18 protein-coding genes are annotated in these 19,243 nt (G+C 72.5%); 9 read left to right on the plus strand and 9 right to left on the minus strand.

Annotated elements, in window-relative coordinates:
* Positions 1 to 31 precede the first annotated feature (31 nt).
* Positions 32 to 886 (plus strand): helix-turn-helix transcriptional regulator, encoded by an 855-nt coding sequence (locus tag FS641_RS13850; RefSeq protein ID WP_144764801.1) that lies wholly within the window; start codon positions 32 to 34, stop codon positions 884 to 886.
* A gap of 56 nt (positions 887 to 942) precedes the next feature.
* Here the strand turns inward: FS641_RS13850 and FS641_RS13855 are convergent, their stop codons facing one another.
* The 3 genes from FS641_RS13855 to FS641_RS18165 form a co-directional block, all read right to left on the minus strand.
* Entirely contained in the window at positions 943 to 1,830 is an 888-nt protein-coding gene (locus tag FS641_RS13855; protein ID WP_144764803.1) for an SDR family oxidoreductase, read from the minus strand.
* 175 nt (positions 1,831 to 2,005) lie between these two features.
* Positions 2,006 to 2,737, minus strand: a complete 732-nt coding sequence (locus FS641_RS13860) for a trypsin-like serine protease (RefSeq protein ID WP_144764805.1) — start codon at positions 2,735 to 2,737, stop codon at positions 2,006 to 2,008.
* Between the two features lie 106 nt (positions 2,738 to 2,843).
* Entirely contained in the window at positions 2,844 to 3,194 is a 351-nt protein-coding gene (locus tag FS641_RS18165) for a hypothetical protein (protein WP_186317770.1), read from the minus strand.
* 112 nt (positions 3,195 to 3,306) lie between these two features.
* Here FS641_RS18165 and FS641_RS13870 point away from each other — a divergent pair, with 112 nt between their 5' ends.
* The gene (locus FS641_RS13870; protein WP_144764807.1) at positions 3,307 to 4,767 is read left to right on the plus strand and encodes a GAF domain-containing serine/threonine-protein kinase; all 1,461 of its coding nucleotides are present in this window, start codon (positions 3,307 to 3,309) and stop codon (positions 4,765 to 4,767) included.
* Positions 4,768 to 4,778: 11 nt separating this feature from the next.
* On the opposite strand, the gene FS641_RS13875 is transcribed toward FS641_RS13870, so the two are convergent.
* The 5 genes from FS641_RS13875 to FS641_RS13895 all read right to left on the minus strand — a co-directional run bounded on the left by FS641_RS13875 (position 4,779) and on the right by FS641_RS13895 (position 11,135).
* Positions 4,779 to 5,699, minus strand: a complete 921-nt coding sequence (locus FS641_RS13875; protein WP_222122101.1) for an ROK family protein — start codon at positions 5,697 to 5,699, stop codon at positions 4,779 to 4,781.
* Entirely contained in the window at positions 5,696 to 7,396 is a 1,701-nt protein-coding gene (locus FS641_RS13880) for an ABC transporter ATP-binding protein (RefSeq protein ID WP_144764809.1), read from the minus strand. Before FS641_RS13880 ends, FS641_RS13875 begins: the two co-directional genes overlap by 4 nt.
* Entirely contained in the window at positions 7,393 to 8,298 is a 906-nt protein-coding gene (locus FS641_RS13885) for an ABC transporter permease (RefSeq protein WP_144764811.1), read from the minus strand. Before FS641_RS13885 ends, FS641_RS13880 begins: the two co-directional genes overlap by 4 nt.
* On the minus strand, positions 8,295 to 9,254 hold the full coding sequence (locus tag FS641_RS13890; RefSeq protein WP_144764813.1) for an ABC transporter permease: 960 nt from the start codon (positions 9,252 to 9,254) through the stop codon (positions 8,295 to 8,297). The genes FS641_RS13885 and FS641_RS13890 overlap by 4 nt, the downstream gene beginning before the upstream one ends.
* Before the next feature lie 84 nt (positions 9,255 to 9,338).
* On the minus strand, positions 9,339 to 11,135 hold the full coding sequence (locus FS641_RS13895) for a peptide ABC transporter substrate-binding protein (RefSeq protein WP_144764815.1): 1,797 nt from the start codon (positions 11,133 to 11,135) through the stop codon (positions 9,339 to 9,341).
* Positions 11,136 to 11,331: 196 nt separating this feature from the next.
* Between FS641_RS13895 and FS641_RS13900 the strand changes: the two genes are divergently transcribed.
* The 7 genes from FS641_RS13900 to FS641_RS13930 all read left to right on the plus strand — a co-directional run bounded on the left by FS641_RS13900 (position 11,332) and on the right by FS641_RS13930 (position 18,736).
* Complete coding sequence (locus tag FS641_RS13900) at positions 11,332 to 12,516, plus strand: ROK family protein (protein ID WP_144764817.1); 1,185 nt, start codon at positions 11,332 to 11,334, stop codon at positions 12,514 to 12,516.
* The gene (locus FS641_RS13905) at positions 12,509 to 14,050 is read left to right on the plus strand and encodes a M81 family metallopeptidase (RefSeq protein ID WP_144764819.1); all 1,542 of its coding nucleotides are present in this window, start codon (positions 12,509 to 12,511) and stop codon (positions 14,048 to 14,050) included. The genes FS641_RS13900 and FS641_RS13905 overlap by 8 nt, the downstream gene beginning before the upstream one ends.
* Positions 14,047 to 14,772, plus strand: coding sequence for a copper homeostasis protein CutC (locus FS641_RS13910; protein WP_144764821.1), 726 nt, complete (start codon positions 14,047 to 14,049; stop codon positions 14,770 to 14,772). The genes FS641_RS13905 and FS641_RS13910 overlap by 4 nt, the downstream gene beginning before the upstream one ends.
* A gap of 38 nt (positions 14,773 to 14,810) precedes the next feature.
* The gene (locus FS641_RS13915; protein WP_144764823.1) at positions 14,811 to 15,797 is read left to right on the plus strand and encodes a GNAT family N-acetyltransferase; all 987 of its coding nucleotides are present in this window, start codon (positions 14,811 to 14,813) and stop codon (positions 15,795 to 15,797) included.
* Positions 15,798 to 15,871: 74 nt separating this feature from the next.
* Positions 15,872 to 16,558, plus strand: a complete 687-nt coding sequence (locus tag FS641_RS13920; protein ID WP_144764825.1) for a response regulator transcription factor — start codon at positions 15,872 to 15,874, stop codon at positions 16,556 to 16,558.
* Positions 16,555 to 17,958 carry a sensor histidine kinase KdpD gene (locus FS641_RS13925; protein ID WP_144764827.1) on the plus strand — a complete coding sequence of 468 codons (1,404 nt, stop codon included), beginning with the start codon at positions 16,555 to 16,557 and terminating at the stop codon, positions 17,956 to 17,958. Before FS641_RS13920 ends, FS641_RS13925 begins: the two co-directional genes overlap by 4 nt.
* 34 nt (positions 17,959 to 17,992) lie before the next feature.
* Positions 17,993 to 18,736 carry a hypothetical protein gene (locus FS641_RS13930; protein ID WP_144764829.1) on the plus strand — a complete coding sequence of 248 codons (744 nt, stop codon included), beginning with the start codon at positions 17,993 to 17,995 and terminating at the stop codon, positions 18,734 to 18,736.
* A 145-nt stretch (positions 18,737 to 18,881) separates the two neighbouring features.
* Here FS641_RS13930 and FS641_RS13935 read toward each other — a convergent pair whose 3' ends face one another.
* Positions 18,882 to 19,226 carry a hypothetical protein gene (locus FS641_RS13935; RefSeq protein ID WP_144764832.1) on the minus strand — a complete coding sequence of 115 codons (345 nt, stop codon included), beginning with the start codon at positions 19,224 to 19,226 and terminating at the stop codon, positions 18,882 to 18,884.
* Between the last annotated feature and the right edge of the window lie 17 nt (positions 19,227 to 19,243).

Below are 19,243 nucleotides of genomic sequence, written 5' to 3' on the forward strand. Positions count from 1 at the left end.
GGCAGCGGCGCACCGGGCGCAGACTCTCGGCATGGACAAGCAGGAGTTGGCGGCGTTCCTCCGTTCGCGGCGGGAACGGTTGCAGCCGTCGGACGTCGGCCTCGTGACGGGCTCGCGGCGGCGGACGCCCGGACTGCGACGTGAAGAGGTGGCCGTCCTGGCCCACATCTCGACCGAGTACTACGTGCGACTCGAACAGGGCCGCGCGCCGCGGCCGTCCGCCGAGGTGCTCGCCGGCATCGCCGAGTCGCTCCGCCTCTCTGCCGTCGAGTCCGCGCACCTGCACACCCTGGCGGGGACGGCGCCGCTCCACCACGGGCGGGTGTGCCGCGACGTCCGACCGAGCATCATCGCCCTCGTCGAGCGTCTGCCGCAGACGGCGGCGATCGTGCTCTCCGCCACGTTCGAGGTCCTCGCGTGGAACCCGCTCGCGGCTGCGCTCATGGAGGACTTCGGCGAGCGGCTCCCGTCCGAGCGGAACCTCGCCCGGCAGGCGTTCCCGCGCGGGTCGCACCCCGACGACACGGTCCCGCCCTACGGCATCTCCGACGGCGCCGAGTTCCGCCAGCACGTCGTCCGGCAGCTCCGCGCCGTTCGCGCGCAGTACCCGGAGGACCCGTCCGTGGTCGGGCTCGTCGAGGAGCTCCGGGCGGACAACGCGGAGTTCGCAGCGCTGTGGGACCGTCACGACGTCCCGACGACGACGGTGCTGTCCAAGACGTTCGAGCACCCCGTGGTCGGCCCGGTCACGGTCGACTGCGACAGCCTCGCCCTGGTCGACCGCGGCCAGTGGCTCGTGCTCTACACGGCGCCGGCGGGGTCACCGGACGCTGACGCCCTCGCACTGCTCGGCGTGCTGGGAGTGGAAGGCGTCCGCGCCGGGTGATCGGTCGTCGTCGCCGCGACGCGGGGCGTCGTCGGCCCCGCGTCGCAGGTGGTCGATCAGAAGGCGGGCGTCCCGCCGGCGATCGTGATGGTCGAGCCCGACTGGTAGCTCGACTCCGGACTCACCAGGTGCACGTACGCGGCACCGAGCTCTGCCGGCTGGCCGGGGCGACCGAACGGCGAGTCGCCACCGAACTGCGACACCTTCTCGGCGTCGTCCGAACCGGGCTGCAGCGGGGTCCACACGGGGCCGGGCGCGACCGAGTTCACGCGGATGCCCTTCGGCGCGAGCTGCTGGGCGACGGCCTCGGTGAAGAGCTTGATCGCACCCTTCGACACGGCGTAGTCGATCTTGTCCGGCGTCGGCGACGATGCCTGGATCGACCCGGTCGTGACGATCGTCGAACCGGGCTCGAGGTGCGGCACGGCTGCCTTCGTCAACCAGAACAGCGAGTAGATGTTCGTCTTGAACGTCGAGTCGAACATCTCGGTGTCGAGCGTGAGGATGTCCTCGTTGCTCTCCATGCGCCCGGCCACCATCACGAGGGTGTCGAGGCCACCGAGCTCGTCGACGGCCTTCTGGACGAGGTCCTTGCAGTACTGCTCGTCGGAGATGTCCCCGGGGACGAGCACCGCACGGCGCCCTTCGCCCTCGAGCAGGTCGCGGACCTGTTCGGCGTCCTCCTGCTCGTCGGGGAGGTACGACAGCACGAGGTCGGCGCCTTCACGCGACATCGCGATCGCGGCGGCACGGCCGATGCCCGAGTCGGCGCCGGTGACGATGCCGCGGAAGCCGGTCAGCCGCTCCCGGCCGACGTAGCTCTCCTCGCCGTGGTCCGGCTTCGGGTCCATCTTCCAGGCGGCTCCCGGGAGCGACTGCTCCTGCTTCGGGAACGGCGGGGCGGGGTAGAGGCTGTTCGGGTCACGCTTGTCGTACTGGCTCATGGGCCCAGTGTCCTCACCGGTGCCGGAGCGCCCGTTCAGCCAGCGTGGTCGCGACCAGACGACGGACTGGCGCGCCCCGCTCAGCGGTGACGCGCCAGCGTCACGCGGGGCGCGCCGACCGAGCCTGCGAGGGAGGGGTGCCAGCTGGCACCGAGCCTCCAGTCCGTCAGGTGGTTCAGATGCCGGCCGTGGACCGGATCCAGGAGGCGGACTGCGAGAGCAGCGCGTAGTTCGAGCCGGCCGACGTGTCCGCACCGGGGTCGGCGCTGTCGCCGGTCGAGCAGACGGCGACGACCTTGCCGCCGACCAGCAGCGGACCGCCGGAGTCACCGTGGTTGGACGCGCCGCTCACGCCCGTGACGTGCTGCGCGCGACCGCCGAAGGCGTCGGTGCTGGCGCCCGTGAGCGCGACGCTCGCCTGGTACAGGCCGTCGGACTGCACGGCGTTCGCCCGCAGACCGTAGCCCTGGATCGTGCCCGTGCCGCTCGACTTCGCCGTCGCCGTCAGGTCGAGCGGCGCGTACGAGGACAGGGCGGAGGTGCTCCGCAGGTGCACGAGGGCGATGTCACCGGTCGGGGCCGCACTGACCCGGTCGACCGCGACGGGGGTGCCGCGGTTCACCGTGGAGTTGGAGTGGTAGACGTTCATCGCGCCGATGCCGTCGATGCAGTGGCGGGCGGTGAGCACCCACGAGCCGGAGACCTGTTCGCCGGTGCAGGTGCTGACGTAGCCGGCGGGGACGGAGCCGCCGGAGGCCTCGAGCTGGACGGCCCAGGCGGTGGACGGGGCCTTCTCCCCGCCGACGACGTGGGGGCTGGCGGTCAGGGCCGAGGCGGGGGTGGCGGCGAACACGCCACCGGTGACGACGACGACCGCGGCGAACGCGGCTGCGATGGACTTCTTCATGACGACTCCTCTGTCGGACGAAGCAGGGCCGTTGCAGTGTGCAACTGGTTGCATCCTGACCCTGGTCGGCGGAGGGCGCCAGTCCGCACTTCGACGGACGGGGGTGTCAGCGGGCCCTGCCGTCGTCCTCGTCCTCGTCTTCGTCCCCGTCGAGGGCGTCGAGGACCTCCGCAGGCACGATGACGGGGAACTCGGGCTCGCCCGGGCCGGCGATGAACGCGACGTCGACCACGTCCTCGGGCTCGACGTCGGCGTCGGAGGGCTCTCCGCCGCGCATGGCCGCCCCGAGGACGCTCCGCCGCATGAGCTCCTTCGCGAAGGAGCCCGTCGTGCCCTCGGCACGCTCGGCTGCCTGGGCGAGGACCTCGTCGGAGAACGGCAACGCGCCCGCGTAGCGACGGAACAGCCGTGTCCGCTCGGGCAGGCCGGGCAGCGGCACCTCGACGGCCAGATCCACCCGCCCTGGTCGGTCGGCGAGCGCTCGCACGTCCCCGATGCCACGAGCATCAGGGATCGCGTGCTCGGGTTCAACGCGTATCAGGAGCCGGTGCAGATGGGATGATGCACGCATGATGACGGAAGGTCAGGAGGCGCCGCACGCGCTCCTCGGCGGGCGCTACCGGCTCCGGACGGTCATCGGCCGCGGTGGGATGTCGGTCGTGTACGACGCCCTCGACGAGAGCCTCGACCGGCCCGTCGCCGTGAAGGTCTTCCACCCGGGCCTCGTCGACATCGCGCGACAGGAGGCCGAACAGGGTGTCCTGGCGTCGCTCGACCACCACAACCTGGTCAGCCTGCTCGACGCCGGCGTGGTCGAGGACGAGCACGGCACCCCGCAGCGGTTCATCGTGATGGCGCTCGTGCACGGGCAGGACCTCGAGGAGCGCCTGGGGTTCGGGCCGCTGGCCTCGCGGCACATCGCCGAGGTCGGGTACGACATGGCCGAGGCGCTCCACTACATCCACGGCCGCGGCGTCGTGCACCGCGACATCAAGCCGTCGAACATCCTGCTCGTCGACTACGGCAACCGGGCCGACCGCGCCCGGGCTCGGCTGACGGACTTCGGCATCGCGCTGGCCGACGGCGTCGAACGCCTGACCGCAGACGGCGTGACGACGGGGACGGCCGCCTACCTGAGCCCGGAGCAGGCCCGCGGCGGTGACGTCGGCCCGGCGAGCGACGTCTACTCGCTCGGCCTGGTGCTGCTGCAGTGCTTCACCCGTCGACGGGAGTTCCCCGGGTCGCTCGTCGAGTCCGCCGTCGCGCGGCTGTCGCGCGACCCCGTCGTGCCGGACCCGCTGCCGACGCACTGGCAGCGCGCCCTGACCGCGATGACGGCCAGGGACCCGGCGCAGCGGCCGACCGGGGAGGCCCTGGTCGCCCTGCTCCGCGACGTCGTCATCGCGGACACCACGGCCGAGGACCGCGTGGTCGACACGGAGGCGCCGGGCACCGCGGCCCCCACGACAGCGACGGACACGACGCGCAGCACGGGCCCGAGCACCGGCACCGGCACTGGTCAACGCCCCGCCACGGGGTCGCATCCGGCGACCTTCGACCTGCTGCCCGAAGAGGCCCTGCAGCGGACCACGGCCATGGCGGCACGCCTGTTCGACGCCCCGATCGCGCTGGTCGAGGTGCTCGACGAGGACCGGGAGTGGTCGCAGTCCTGGCTCGCCGAGGGCATCGACGAGGCTGCCCGCCACATCAGCTTCCGGAACGGCTTCGCCCCGGTCCCCGTCCCCGTGGTGATCCCCGACGGCTCGGCGCACCCGGAGATGCGGAACAGCCCGCTCGTCACCGGCCCCCTCGGCATCCGGTTCTACGTCAGCGTGCCGCTGGTCCGCCACGACGGCACCGCGATCGGCACCCTCGCCGTGCTCGACACCCGTCCGCGCACGGCGACCGAGGACGACCTGGCGAACCTCCGCGACCTGGCCGCGCTGGCGGTCTCGCAGCTCGAACTGCGCCAGGAGTCGCTCCGCTCGACGAGCGACGCGATCCCCCTGGCTCCGCCGACCGCCGGCTGACCGCCGCCGGCCTACGCGACGGCCGCCAGCACCCGCGCCCGCACCTGCGCCGCCGCCCCGATGGCGACCGCGTCGGAGCCGAGCGTCGACGGCTCGACGCGGATGGACGCCCCGCTGACGGGCGGCTCGGCAGCGATGGCCGCCGCGATCGCCGGGGACAGCAGGTCCCAGGCCCGGGCGACCCCGCCACCGATCACGACCGTCGTCACGTCGAGGATCCCCGCCGTGAGCAGGATGCCCCGGGCGATCCCCCACCCGGCGGTGTCGAAGACGTCGAGCGCGTCGGGGTCACCGGCCCGCGCGGCATCGGCGATCGTGTGCACCGGCAGGCGTCGTCCGGTCGCGGCCTCGTAGCGGGCGGCCATGCCCCGCGCCGCGGCGATCGTCTCGAGGTGCCCGTGCTGCCCGCAGGTGCAGAGCCCGTCGCCGAAGCCCGGCACGTGGCCGATCTCCCCGGCGGCACCGCGCGGTCCGGCGAAGAGCGAACCACCGAGCACGAGGGCCCCGCCGACCCCGGTGCCGAGGGTCATCCCGAGCACGTCGCGCTCCCCCACGACGGCGCCGGCAGCGACCTCGCCGAGCAGGAACGCGTTGACGTCGTTGTCGAGGGTCGCGGGGACACCGAGCCGCTCGGACACGTGCGCGGTCACGCCGTGGCCGGCCCACCCGGTGAACGAGTTGCCGGTGACGAGCACGGTGCCGGTGGTCGCGTCGACCACGCCGGCCGCGCCCACCCCGACACCCGCCAAGGAGGCTCGGTGCACCTCGAGCAGGTCCGTCACCACCCCGAGTGCCGCGTCCACGATCGCCGCTCCGCCCGCGTGCGCGGGCGTCGGCAGGTCGCGGCGGTCGATGACCTCGAGCTCGGAGGTCGCCAGGACCACCTTGGTGTTCGTCCCGCCGACGTCGATGCCGGCGAGCACCGGGGTCACGAGGTCACCGCCGCGAGGGTGGCGAGCCGCTCGGTCCGCCGCTGCCGTTGCAGCACGGGATCCGGCACGGGCACGGCCGCGAGCAGCCGCCTGGTGTAGTCGGTCGTCGGGTGCAGCAGCGTCGCGCCGGTGGTGCCCTGCTCCTCGACGACACCGCGGCGCATCACGACGACCCGCTCGGCGAAGTGCTGCACGACAGCGAGGTCGTGCGAGACGAACAGGCACGCGAACCCGAACTCGGCCTGCAGCTCGGTGAGGACGTCGAGCACCGCTTCCTGCACGCTGACGTCGAGCGCCGAGGTGGGTTCGTCGGCGACGAGCAGCCGGGGCTCGAGCACCAGGGCCCGCGCCAGGCTGACCCGCTGCCGCTGCCCACCGGAGAGCTCGCGCGGCGCCCGGGACGCCAGCGCCCGAGGCAGCCGCACGGCGTCGAGCACCTCGTCCACGCGCTTCCGCCGGTCCGCGGAGGAGGTCCCGCGGCGGTGCACGGCGAGCGGTTCGGCGATGCACTCGGCCACGGACATCCGGGCGTCGAGCGAGGCCACGGGGTCCTGCAGCACGACGCCGATGCCCGATCGCAGCGAGCGTCGGTCGCGCCGCGGGATCCGGCGGAGGTCCTGCCCGAAGAGGTGCACGGAACCGCCGCTCGGCTTGATCAGCCCGAGGGCGACGCGCGCCGCCGTGGACTTGCCGGAGCCGGACTCGCCGACCAGACCGACGGTCTCGCCGGCGTGGACCGCAACGTCGATCCCGCTGAGGGCGCGGACCGCCCGCGCCCCGCGCCCGAACGTCACCGAGACGTCCCGCAGGTCGACCACCGGGGCCGTGTCGGGCCTCCCGTCCGGGTCGGACGCGACCACGGGTGCGACGGGAGCCGCTGCACGGTCGCGTGCGGCCACGGACTCGGCGGTGTCGAGCCGCGGCACGGCGGCGAGCAGGCGCTTCGTGTACTCGTGCTGCGGGCGGAGCAGGACGTCCTCGACGCTGCCGGTCTCGACGATCTCGCCCTGGAGCATCACGGCGACGCGGTCCGCGAAGTCGGCGACGACGCCCATGTTGTGGGTGACGAGCAGCACGCCGGTGCCGCTGCCCACGGCGAGCGCGCGGAGCAGCTCGAGGATCTCGGCCTGCACCGTGACGTCGAGTGCGGTCGTGGGCTCGTCGGCGATGAGCAGCGCGGGGCTGTTCGCGATCGCCATCGCGATCACGACGCGCTGGCGCTGGCCGCCGGAGAGCTGGAACGGGAAGGCCCTGGCACGTGTCGACGGGTCGGGGATGCCGACGCGGTCGAGCAGGTCGACGGCGGCTGCCGACGCCTCGGCGGCCGAGACGGACCGGTGGTTGCGGATCACCTCGGCGATCTGTGCGCCGACCCGGGTGAGCGGGTCGAGGGCGGTCGCGGGCTCCTGGAAGACCATCGACACCGTCGACCCGCGCAGGCCGCGGAGCTCCGGCTCGGGGGCGCCGACCACCTCGTGCCCGGCCACGACCGCGCTGCCGGATGCGGTGGCGTTGCCGGAGAGCAGGCCCATGGCGGCGAGTGCGACGGTGGACTTGCCCGAGCCGGACTCGCCGACGAGTGCCAGGGTCTCGCCGGGGGCGACCGCCAGCGAGACGCCGCGAACGGCCTCGACCGGGCCGGACTCGGTGCGGAACGTGACCCCGAGGTCGGTCGTCTGCAGGATCGTGTCGGTCATCCCCGGCCCCTCACGTCGAATGCGTCCCGGAGCCCGTCGCCGACGGCGTTGAACGCGCAGACGACCAGGATCACGGCGAGACCCGGCGGCACGATCAGCCACCACCGTCCCGAGTACGCGGCGGTGAGCCCCGCCGACAGCATGCCACCCCAGTCCGTCGCGGGGGCCTGCACGCCGAGGCCGAGGTACGACACGTAGGCGACGAGCAGGATCGCGTCGGCGACCTGGAACGTGGCGGCGACCACGATCGTGGACACCGAGTTCGGCAGCAGGTGCTTGCCGATGGCCCGGGCGTGCGAGCCGCCGATCGCGCGGAGCGTGAGCACGTAGTCGCGGTTCTTCAGCGTGAGCGTCTCGGCGCGGATGAGCCGGGAGGGCACGAGCCACGACACCAGGCCGAGGATCACGATGAGGCCGGGGACCCCCGGGGTCGTGATCGCCGAGATGACGAGCAGGATGAACAGCGCCGGGATCGCGATGCCGGCGTCGACGATGCGCATCATCACCGCGTCGACCCAGCCCCCGACGTAGCCGGCGATGGATCCCCACAGGGTGCCGACGACGGTCGCGAGCACCCCGGCCGCGATGCCGACGAGGAGCGAGACCTTCCCGCCGTACATCAGCCGGCCGAGGACGTCGTGCCCGACGGCGTCGGTGCCGAGCCAGTGCGAGGCGCTCGGGCTCTGGTTCGCCTGCTGGAGCATCGTGTGGGTCTGGTCCGTCGGGTACACGAGCGGGCCGACGAAGCAGAACAGCACGATGACGACGACCACGGCGAGGCCGATGACGGCGAGGGTGTTGTGCGAGAAGCGGCGGGCGGCGAGCCGGAAGCCGGTCGCGGCGACGGGCGTGACGCCGCCTCCGGTGCTGCCGGGGGCCTCTGGAGCGAGCTGGACGGTCATGCGCGGTCTCCCTTCACGCGGGGATCGATGAGCGACTGCGCGACGTCGGCGAGCAGCGTGCCGACGACCGTCGCGATCGAGATGACGAGCACACAGCCGAGCAGCGTCGGGTAGTCGGAGGACTGCGCGGCGTTCCAGAACAGCAGCCCCATCCCGGGGTAGTTGAACAGCTGCTCGGTGACGAGCGCGCCGCCGAAGAGCACGGGCAGGTAGTACCCGAGCATCGCCACCACCGGAGTGAGCGAGTTCCGGAACACGTGCCGCCGCAGGATCGTCATCGTCGACGAGCCCCCGGCGCGGGCGGTGCGCACGTAGTCCTCCTGCAGGTTCTCGAGCGTCGCCGCCCGCATGTACCGGCTGAACACGGCGATCATCGCGAGCGCCCCGGTCAGCACGGGCAGCACCAGGCCGGCCGGGTCCTGGAACACCTCGGCGAGCGTGGTGCCGCTCGGCGCCTGCGACGGCAGCCACGGCAGCTGCTGGCTGAAGACCACGATGAGCACCAGTCCGAGGAAGAACGCCGGCGTCGAGTAGAAGACGAACGCGAGCGCCGTGACCGTGTAGTCCACGGCACCGTTGCGGCGGGCGGCCTGCCACATGCCGACGGGGATCGCGATGACGAGCCCGAGCACCGCGGAGAGCCCGGTGAGGACGAGGGTCTTCGGCAGGCGCTCCTGGATGAGCTGTCCCACCGGTTCGTTGAGCGTGTACGAGGTGCCGAGGTCGCCGGTGACCAGCCGCCCGAGGAACCGGACGTACTGCACGGGCAGAGGCTGGTCGAGTCCCTGCGCCCGGTTGAAGGCCGCGATCTGCACGGGGGTCGCCGAGACGCCGAGCACGCCGCGGGCGGGACCGCCGGGCAGGGCGTGCAGCAGGCAGAACACGACGATCGTGACGATGAGGATCACCGCGAGTGCCTGGAGCACCCGCCGGGTGAGGAAGAGAGCGGTGGTCATGCGGCTTCCGTTGGTCGGTTGTTGCGTGAGCAGTCCGGGAGGCGCGGTGCGGGTCGGACCCGCACCGCGCCTCCCGTCAGGTGCCTACTTGCTCCACTTCCACTGGGCCGGGTGGAAGTTCGCGAGCGAGTCCTGGTCGAACCCGGTGAGCCCCTTCTTGACGACGGAGATCTGGTAGTCCGGGCTCGGCAGCCAGATCACCGGCAGGTCCTTCGCGACGGCCGCGCTGTAGTCCTGCACGGCGCTCGAGTCGGTCGACGTGGTGGTCGCGTTGATCAGCGCGTCGACGTCCGAGTTCGAGTAGCTGCCGAAGTTGGCCGAGCCGCCCGTGGAGAACAGCGCCTCACCGGTCGGGTAGGCCGGGAAGTACCAGCTGCCCGCGGTGCCGAAGAAGGACAGGTCCCACTTGCAGCTGGCCTCGTCGGAGGTGCAGGTCGGGGTCTGCGACAGGACGCTCGACACGGGTGCGGTCTTGATGGTGAAGCCGATGCCGGTCTTCGCGAGCGAGGACTGGATGGCGCTCATCATGTTGTCGGTCACGGACGAGCCGGACTGCGACAGGACCTGCATGGTGAACTTCGTGCCCTGCGCCACGCCGTCGCCACACTGGCTCGAGCCGCTGCCCGGGTCGGTGCAGACCATCGTGCCGCCCTGCTCGGTCCAGCCGTGGCTGGTCAGGAGCGCCTTCGCCTTGGACGTGCTGAACGGGTACGGGTTGTCCTTCTGCGTGCTGGAGACGTAGTCGGACGTCTGCGCCTGCGGGACGGGACCGTAGGTCGGGGTCGCGGTGCCGTTGAAGACGACCTTCGACAGGCTCTCCTGGTCGATCGACATCTGCACGGCCTGGCGCGCGTAGTCCTGCTTGAAGACCGCGCCCATCGTCGGGTTGTTGAAGTTGTACGGCATGTACGTGATCGCCCAGCCGGTCCAGGGCTTGACGTCGTAGCCCTTCGCGGTGAACGAGCTCTTCTGGTCGAGGTCGGTGGCCTGGACGTAGCCGTAGTCGACCTCGCCCGAGCGGACCGCGTTGGTCTCGGCGTCGGCGGTCGTGAACGGCAGCAGGTTGACCGTCCTGATCTGCGCCTTCTCGCCGCCGTCGTACTTGCTGTTCGCGACGAGCTGGACCTTGCCGGCGGTGGTGAACGACTTCACGCCGTACGGGCCGGAGATCGTCTTCCACAGCGGGTCGGAGTCGTAGTCGGCGATCTTGCCGGCGGCGGTGTTGATGTACTTCCACACGGCCTTCGCGCCGTCGGTGGTCTCGTCGGCGTCGGAGACCGAACCACTCGCGCTCGTCTTGTCCCACGCGTGCTGGGGCAGCGGGACGACGAGGCTGAGCTGGTTCGCGAGCATCCAGTCGGAGTTGTACGCCTTGTCGAAGGTGATGGTGAAGTGCGTGTCGTCGACGGCCTTGAACGACGTCCAGTTGTCCGGGACCTTGCCCTCGGAGTACGAGCCCCACTGCGCCTTGTTCGCCTTGATGAGGTTGAACCAGAACTCGACGTCCCGCGAGGTGATCGGCTTGCCGTCGGACCAGTGCCGGTCGCCGAGCGTGACGGTGACGCTCTTGCCGTCGCTGGCGAAGTCGGCGGCGGTCGCGACCGAGGCGTCCTTGTTCCAGGCGATCTTGCCGGTGGACCCGTCGTAGGCGATGAGCGGCTCGTAGAGCGACTGCGCGATCGACCCGTTGTTCGTGTTGAGGTGCGCGGCGGTGCCGATCGGGAGGATCCAGTTCGGCGTGAAGTTGGCGGGCAGCGCGTAGTTGATCTCGTCCGGGTTCGTGCTCGTGGAGGCGTTGCCTCCACCGGAACAACCGGCGAGCAGGGCGCTCACCGCGAGCGCCGCTCCGGTGAGGAGCGCCCAGCGACGGGGCTTGGTCATGCGGATCTCCTAGGGCGAGGGATGCGGGAAGTGGAGCGTGCGGACAGTCAACGACCAAAGCGATTGGAAAAACAAACATTCTCTTGTAAATAGTCTGTTTCTGCGGAACGGCGGAAAGCGTCGACAGCCTCGTCTGCCCGTTAGCATCGGGTTAGGGCGGCGTTCCCTCGCCCTTCTTCCGCGATTGGAGAAAGTCGTGCCAGACCTCAGCTCGCGCGTCCTGGAGCTCGTCGCCTCGGGGCAGGCGTCGAGCCGCACCGAGATCGCGCAGCTGCTCGGCGCCGCCCCGTCGACCGTCTCGCACGTGGTCGGCCAGCTGCTCGACCACGGGATCCTCGCCGAGGAGGGCACCGACGTCTCGACGGGCGGTCGGCCCCGCAAGGTGCTGCGGATCGGCGGCGTGGACGAGTACGCGGTCGCCGCGGACGTCGGTGGCGGGCACGCGCGCATCGGCATCGTGCTGCCGGGAGGCTCGCTCGAGTCGGTCGCGAACGTCCCGTTCGCGCTCTCCGACGGCCCGACCGCCGGCCTGGCGCGACTGGCGTCGCTGCTGGAGTCGCTCATCGCGTCGCGGGGCACCGCCGGCCTCCGCGGCGTCGGGCTGAGCCTGCCAGGACCGGTCGACGTCGAGGCCGGCGTCGTCGACCTGCCGAGCCGCATGCCCGGCTGGAACGGCTTCCCGGTCGCGTCCTGGCTCGAGGACCGGTTCGGGGTGCCGGCGGCGGTGGACAACGACGCGAACTGCATGGCCGCCGGTGAACAGATCGTGCAACCGTCCACGCGGCGGCAGGCGATCACGGTGAAGGCCGGGTCCGCGATCGGCGCCGGCATCGTCATCGACGGGCGGCTGTACCGCGGGTCGACCGGTGCGGCCGGGGACATCACCCACGTGCGCATCGACGCGGCCGGTGACACCCCGTGCTCGTGCGGCAACACCGGGTGCCTCGAGACGGTGGCCTCCGGGGCCGCCCTCGTGCGGATCCTCAGCACCGCCGGGGTGCCGGTCACGAGCACCGCCGAGGTCGTCCAGCTGGCGTCGGACGCCGACCCCGAGGCGACGCGTGCGGTCCGGCTCGCCGGCCGGTACCTCGGCGAGGTCCTCGCCGCGAACGTGAACTTCTTCAACCCGGATGCCGTCTACCTCGGTGGCATCCTCTCCACCCTCGACCCGTTCGTCGCCGCGGTGCGCAGCCAGCTCTACGAGAGCTGCCACCCGCTCGTGACGCAGCACCTCGTCATCGAGCGCGCCTCGCTCGGGGCGGACGCGGGTCTCGTCGGTGCCGGGCAGTTCGCCCTGCAGCGGGGCCTCGCCGCCTCGTTGCAGGAGCTGTCCGCACCGATCCCGCAGTCGACCACCAGGAACAGGAGCGTCCGTGTCTGACACGACCACCACCGCACCCACCGACCCGACCGTCACGCGTCGCCCGGTCATCGCCGTCGCCGGACTGGCCATCGAGACCTCGACCTTCACCCCGACCAGGACGACCGCTGCGGCGTTCCACCCGGACCGCGGCGACGCCGTCGTGGCGCGGTACCCGTTCCTCGCCGGTCTCGACGCGGACTTCCGCGGGGCGCTCATCGGACACGCGCTGCCGGGCGGCGTCGTCGAGCGGGCCTCGTACGAGGCGCTCGCGTCCGAGATCGTGGAGCGCCTCGCCGCGATCGGCCCCGTCGACGGGCTCTGGTACGACATCCACGGCGCGATGGTCGTCGAGGGCCTGGACGACGCCGAGACCGACCTGCTCGGCCGCATCCGCGCCGTGGTCGGACCGGACGTGGTCGTGTCCGCGTCGATGGACCTGCACGGCAACGTCACCGCCGAGCTCGCCCACCAGGTGGACCTCGTCACCTGCTACCGGATGGCCCCGCACGAGGACGCCATGGAGACCAAGGAACGCGCCGTCCGCAACCTCGTCGACGTGCTCGGGACCCGACCGGTCGGAGCGCAGCGGCCGGTGAAGGCCTGGACCCCGATCCCCGTGCTGCTGCCCGGCGAGCAGACCTCGACGCGGATCGAGCCAGCGGCCTCGCTGTACGCCCAGGTGCCGGAGGTCGAGCAGACCGACGGCGTGCTCGACGCCGCGATCTGGGTCGGGTACGCGTGGGCCGACCAGCCGCGCGACCGAGCCGTCACCGTCGTCACCGGCTGGGACACGGACGCCGTGACCGCGGGGGCGGAACGACTGGCCCGGGCGTTCTGGGACGTGCGCGAGGACTTCGTCTTCGTCGCGCCGACCGGCTCGCTCGACGAGTGCCTCGCCGCCGCGCTCGCACCCGGCGCCGCTCGGCCGTACTTCGTCTCCGACTCCGGCGACAACCCGACCGCCGGCGGATCCGGCGACATGACCTGGGGGCTGACGCAGGTGCTCGCGCACCCGGCGTTCGCCGACCCCGCGGGGCCGGTGCTGATCTACGCGAGCGTCCCAGGGCCGGAGGCCGTCGCGACCGCGGTGGCGGCGGGCGTCGGAGCCACCGTCACGGTGACCGCCGGTGCCGCGGTCGACGACGTGCACGCCGGGCCGATCACGATGACCGGCCGCGTGCACGCGGTCAAGCAGGGCGACCGCGACGCCGAGACCGAGGTCGTGCTGCAGGTCGGCAGCGTCTTCGCGATCCTGACGACGCGCCGGAAGCCGTACCACCACGAGCACGACTTCACGGACCTCGACCTCGACCCGCGCGGAGCCGACGTCGTCGTCGTGAAGATCGGCTACCTCGAGCCGGAGCTGTACGACATGGCCGCCGACTGGATGCTCGCCCTCACCCCGGGAGGCGTCGACCAGGACCTCGAGCGGCTCGGGCACCGCAGGATCGCGCGCCCGATGTTCCCCTACGATCGAGTGTTCCCGTCGGCGCCCGACCTGCGGGCCCGGATCATCCCCCCGTCGAACGAACCCCTCGGAGTCGTGCTGTGACCGTTGCCCTCGAGATCGCCGTCACGTCGCCCGCCGGGGTGGTCGTCGCGCGCGACGGCGGCGCCGACCGGGTCGAGCTCTGCGTCGGACTCGAGCTCGGCGGCCTGACGCCATCACAGGCCCTCGTCGAGGCCACGCACGAGACCGGGATCCCCGCGCACGTCCTGGTCCGCTGCCGTCCGGGCGGCTTCGTGCACGACCCGGACGAGCTCGACCTGATGGTGCGCGAGGTCCGCACCGTGCTGCGTTCGGGTGCCGCCGGCGTCGTGGTCGGTGCCCTCCGCCCCGACCGCACCCTCGACGTCGACGCGCTCCGCCGCTTCGTGGACGCCGCCCGCGAGGTCCGCGCCTCGGCGGAGGTCACCCTCCACCGCGCCGTCGACCACGCCGCCGACCCGGTGCACGCCGTGGCGCTCCTCGCCGACCTCGGGTTCACGCGGGTGCTGACCTCCGGCGGCGCCCCGACGGCAGCGGCCGGTGCGACGACCATCGCGGCGATGGTGGCGGCGGCAGGCCCGGTGCAGGTGATGGCCGGTGCCGGGGTGACGCCCCACGACGTCCCAGCGCTCGTGCAGACGGGCGTCGCCGCGGTGCACCTCTCCGCGAAGCGCTCCGCCGGTGGGTCGCACGACGGCGTCCCGATGGGAGCAGGGGACGACGGTTCGGCGCACTTCGTCACCGACGCGGCCGTCGTCGCCGCGGCACGCGCCGCGCTCCGCTGACGCGTCGGCACCCGTCGGCTGCTCGCTACGCTGACGGCATGGCGGCGCCCTTCTCGACCCGGACCACCACCGAGGACGACTGGGAGCGCGTGCGGACCATGCGCATCGAGAACGCGACCGACAACCCGATCTCGTACGGCGCGACGCTGCCGTTCACGCTCGGCATGACGGAGGACGACTGGCGCCTCCGGGCCCGGCGGGGCCAGGCCCACGACGCGACGAGCATCGCCGCGATCGACGACGCCACGGGGCGCTGGATCGGCATGATGAGCGCCCAGCAGGGCGACGCCGACGGCCCCGACCCCGTGCTGACCGGCGTGTTCGTGGCGCCCGACTCCCGCGGCCGGGACAACGGGGTCGCCGACGCGCTCCTCGACCACGTCCTGAGGTGGGCGGCGGGCCGCGGCGCGACACTGCGGCTGTGGGTGCACGAGGACGCCGTCCCCGCACGACGCTTCTACGCCAGACGTGGCTTCGCGCCGACCGGCCGCTCCCGTGCGGTGCCCCTGCTCGGCGAGCCCGCCGACGCCGCGCCGCTCCGGTTCCTCGAGTTCGCGCAGGCCCTGCCGACGGACGCCACCGACGGAGCCCGTGCCCCGTTCGTCGATCCCGTCGACGACGTCCTGACCGTCACTGTCTCGTCGTCCGCCCCGACCACGGCGCTCTGGACGGCACTGACCGACGGGCGCGCGCGCTGGTGGCCCGAACTCGAGTTGACGGCCGCGGTCGGTTCCCCGGTCCGCGAGACGTGGACCGAGGACGGTCGCACCCGATCGGCGGACGGGACGGTCACCGCCGCCGCGGCACCGCGCCTCCTGGCCTTCGTGTGGCGGCAAGCGCACTGGCCGGCGCCGCTCGCCGTGCGGATCGACATCGCCGAGCACGGCGATCGGAGCACCGTGACGCTCACCGAGCACGGCTTCGCCCGCCTGCCGGACGCCGAGGCCCTCCGCGCAGCGCACGGAGACGGCTGGCGGCACCACCTGGGCAACCTGCTGCGCGCTGCCGAGGACGCCGAGGGCTGAACCCACCCGGTCCTGAGAGGACCCGCACGCGTTCCGGAGCCGATCGCGGTCCTCCCGCGACGATCATCAGGCGCATGGACGCACAGCACGGGCTGGTCGTCGTCGCCGAGGACGAACCCGCGATCGCCGACGTCGAACGCATGTACCTGCAGGACGCCGGCTTCCGGGTCGTGGTCGCACGCGACGGGCAGGACGCGCTCGCGCTGATCCGCCGGTCCGCTCCCGTCGCCGCGGTCGTCGACGTCGGCCTGCCCGGCATGGACGGGATCGAGGTCCTCCGCGCCCTCCGCGCGGCCGACGACTGGACCCCGCTCGTCCTGGTCACTGCGCGGGACGCCGAGGTCGACCGGGTGCTCGGCATCGAGCTCGGTGCCGACGACTACGTGACGAAGCCGTTCTCGGGGCGCGAGCTGGCGGCCCGGGTGCGGGGCCTCGTGCGGCGCACCGGGATCCGCGCGGGCAGCGTGCTCACCGCGGGTCGGCTCCGCGTCGACCGCGAGCGGCACCGTGTCACGGTCGACGATGCCCCGGTCGAGCTCACGCCCACCGAGTTCGCCCTGCTCGCGCACCTGGTCGCCGAGCCCGACCGGGTGTTCGAGCGCGCGCAGCTGCTCAGCGCGGTGTGGGGCGTCGCCGACTTCAGCGGCAGCCGCACGGTCGACGTGCACGTCGCACAGCTCCGCGCGAAGCTCGGGGACGCCGCAGGGCTCCGGACCGTGCGCGGCGTCGGCTACGCCTTCGACCCGGTCCCCGCACCGTGACCGTCCCGACCGTCACCCGGCAGCGGAGCCTGACCGGACGCATCGTCCTGACCACCGTCGCGGTCGCCGTGGTCGCGGCCCTCGCCGTCGCCGTGGTCGGCTTCCAGCTCGTCCGCCAGGAGTCGATCGCGCAGACGGCGCTGGTCCTCCGGACCTCGGCGCAGGCCGTCGCCGTCACGCCCGTCTCCGAGCGGCCCGCGTTCGCCGACCGCATCGAGCGGCGCAGCCGGGGACGCGTCGACGTCGGCTTCGGCGGGACCGGGACGGTCACGGGGATCGGCACGCGGCTCCCGTCCGGACTGGAGGCTCGGCTCGCCTCCGACACCCGCGTCGCGGTCCGACAGGTGTCCGGCTGGCGCACCCTGCTCGTCCAGGCCGTCCCGGCACGCGGCGGCGGCTCGGTGATCGCCGTCGAGGACGTCTCGGTCCTGCACGCGGACGCCGTGCTCGGCCGGTTCGCCGCGGCACTCGGCATCGGGCTGCTCGTCGCGGTCGGGCTCGGCGTGGTGGTCGCCCGCGTGGTGACCCGTCCGCTGCGCTCCGTCGCCGCCACGGCTGCGCGGCTGGCCGGCGGCGAGCGCGGTGTCCTGCCGGTGTGCTCGGCGTCCGTCGACGGCACCGTGCGCGAGGTCGACGACGTCCGGAACGCCCTCGCCGTGCTCGACGCCGAACTCGCCCGCTCCGAGTCGGCGCAGCGCGAGTTCCTGCTGTCGATCTCGCACGAGTTCCGGACGCCGCTCGCCGCCGTCCGGGGCTACGCGGACGCCCTGGCCGACGGACTCGTCCCGCCCGCCGACATCCCGCGTGTGGCGGGGGTGGTCCGGGTCGAGACCGAGCGCCTGGACGCCTTCGTGGGCGACCTGCTGGCCCTGGCTCGGACCGAGGCCGACGACTTCCCCCTGCATCCGGAGCCGGTGGACGTCCCGCTGCTGGTGTCCGCATCGGTGCTGGCGTGGCAGGGCCGAGCGGCGACCGTCGGCGCATCGGTCGTGGTCGGTCCCGGCACACGCGACGCCCGCGTCGTCACCGATCCCCAGCGGCTCCGCCAGGTCGTCGACGGACTCGTCGAGAACGCCCTCCGCGTCGTCGATCCCGGCGGCCACGTCGTCGTGCACGTGACGGCGTCGTCGACCGCGATCACGATCAGCGTCGAGGACGACGGCCCCGGCATCGACCCCGGCGACCTGCACCGGGCGTTCGTCCGGGGTGCACTGCGCGACCGCTACCGCCAGGAACGCCCCGTCGGCACCGGCCTCGGGCTCTCCATCGCCGCGCGCCTGGTCGAGCGCCTCGGCGGCACCATCCAGGCAGTGCCCCGCACCCGTGGCACGGCGTTCCGCGTCGAGCTCCCCACCGAGCCCCGACACGGAAGCCCTGACACGACCCGAACACGGGCATGACGAACCGCGAACACCCGGCGCGCACGATCACCCCATGAGCATCAAGCACATCATCACCCCGCTGGCCGTCGCCCTCGTCGCCGCCGGCGCCGTCACCACCGTTGCCACGAGCGCCGAAGCCGCCACCCCGACTTCGTCCAGCACGCCGTCGAGCTCCGCGTCCCCCGCAGGGAAGGACGCCAGCCTCGCCACCCTCCAGGCACACGGCGAGGCCGCCACCACGAAGCGGATCGCGTCGCTCAACGCCGCGATCACGAAGGTGAACGCGGACACGACGCTGAGCACGGGTGACAAGAGCACCCTGCTCGCGACGCTCACGGGCGACGTCACCGCGATGGACCACCTCCACGATGCCATCGCCGCCGACACGACGACCACCCAGGCGCGGATCGACGACGGGAACATCGTCACGCAGTACCGCGTGTACCGGGTCGCGCTCCGGCAGGACGGGATCGTCCGGACCGCCGACCGCGCCATCGCGCGGGCCCTGCCGCACCTGCAGCAGGTCGAGCAGAAGCTGTCCGGGCGCCTGACGAAGCACACGTCCAAGGACTCCGACGCCGCGAAGGCCGCACTGACCGACCTGCAGAAGCAGATCGCGTCGCTGCAGTCCGACGCGCAGGGCCTCGCCGGATCGGCCCTCGCCGTGACCCCAGCGCAGTACGACGCGAACCACGACGTGCTGCACGCCGACCAGGCGAAGGCGAAGTCCGTCCACGCCGACGAGCAGGCCGCGAAGAAGGACGTCGCGACCATCCGCGCGGCGCTCAAGGGCTGAGCGAGAGACCGCCTACCGGTGCCCGGCGTCCTCGACGCCGGGCACTTCCCGTCGATGCGGATCACCGACCGGCGGATCAGTCGGGAGATGCGCGATCGACGATCCTCGACCGATCAGGATCTCGTCTGTGAAGGGGGGGATCGCCTCACCACCTCACTCCTCCGATGGGATCGAACGAGTGCCGCTCCGTCTCGAAGACGACCGGGGTCGCGAGGTCGTTCAGCGCGAGGGTGAGGCCGTACTCTGTCGCGTCCACAGGAGAACCCAGAGGACCGGCGAGCTCGTGGAAGCTGGGCGAATTCAACGTCCGTGTGAGCCCGATGACGTACGACCGCGAACTCTCGGCCGGGACGTAGATGAAGTTCAGCCGGCCGTGTCCATCCGACCACGCCTCGAGGATCACCGCATCGAAGCCGAGACGCAGCCCGCCGTCTCCGATCCACCGGACGCATGCGCGCAGTGCGGTGGCCAGCCATTCGTCGTCGGTCATCCGCACCTCTCATCTCG

Origin of the sequence: Curtobacterium sp. 9128 (assembly GCF_007673775.1) — a bacterium.
Lineage (GTDB): Bacteria > Actinomycetota > Actinomycetes > Actinomycetales > Microbacteriaceae > Curtobacterium.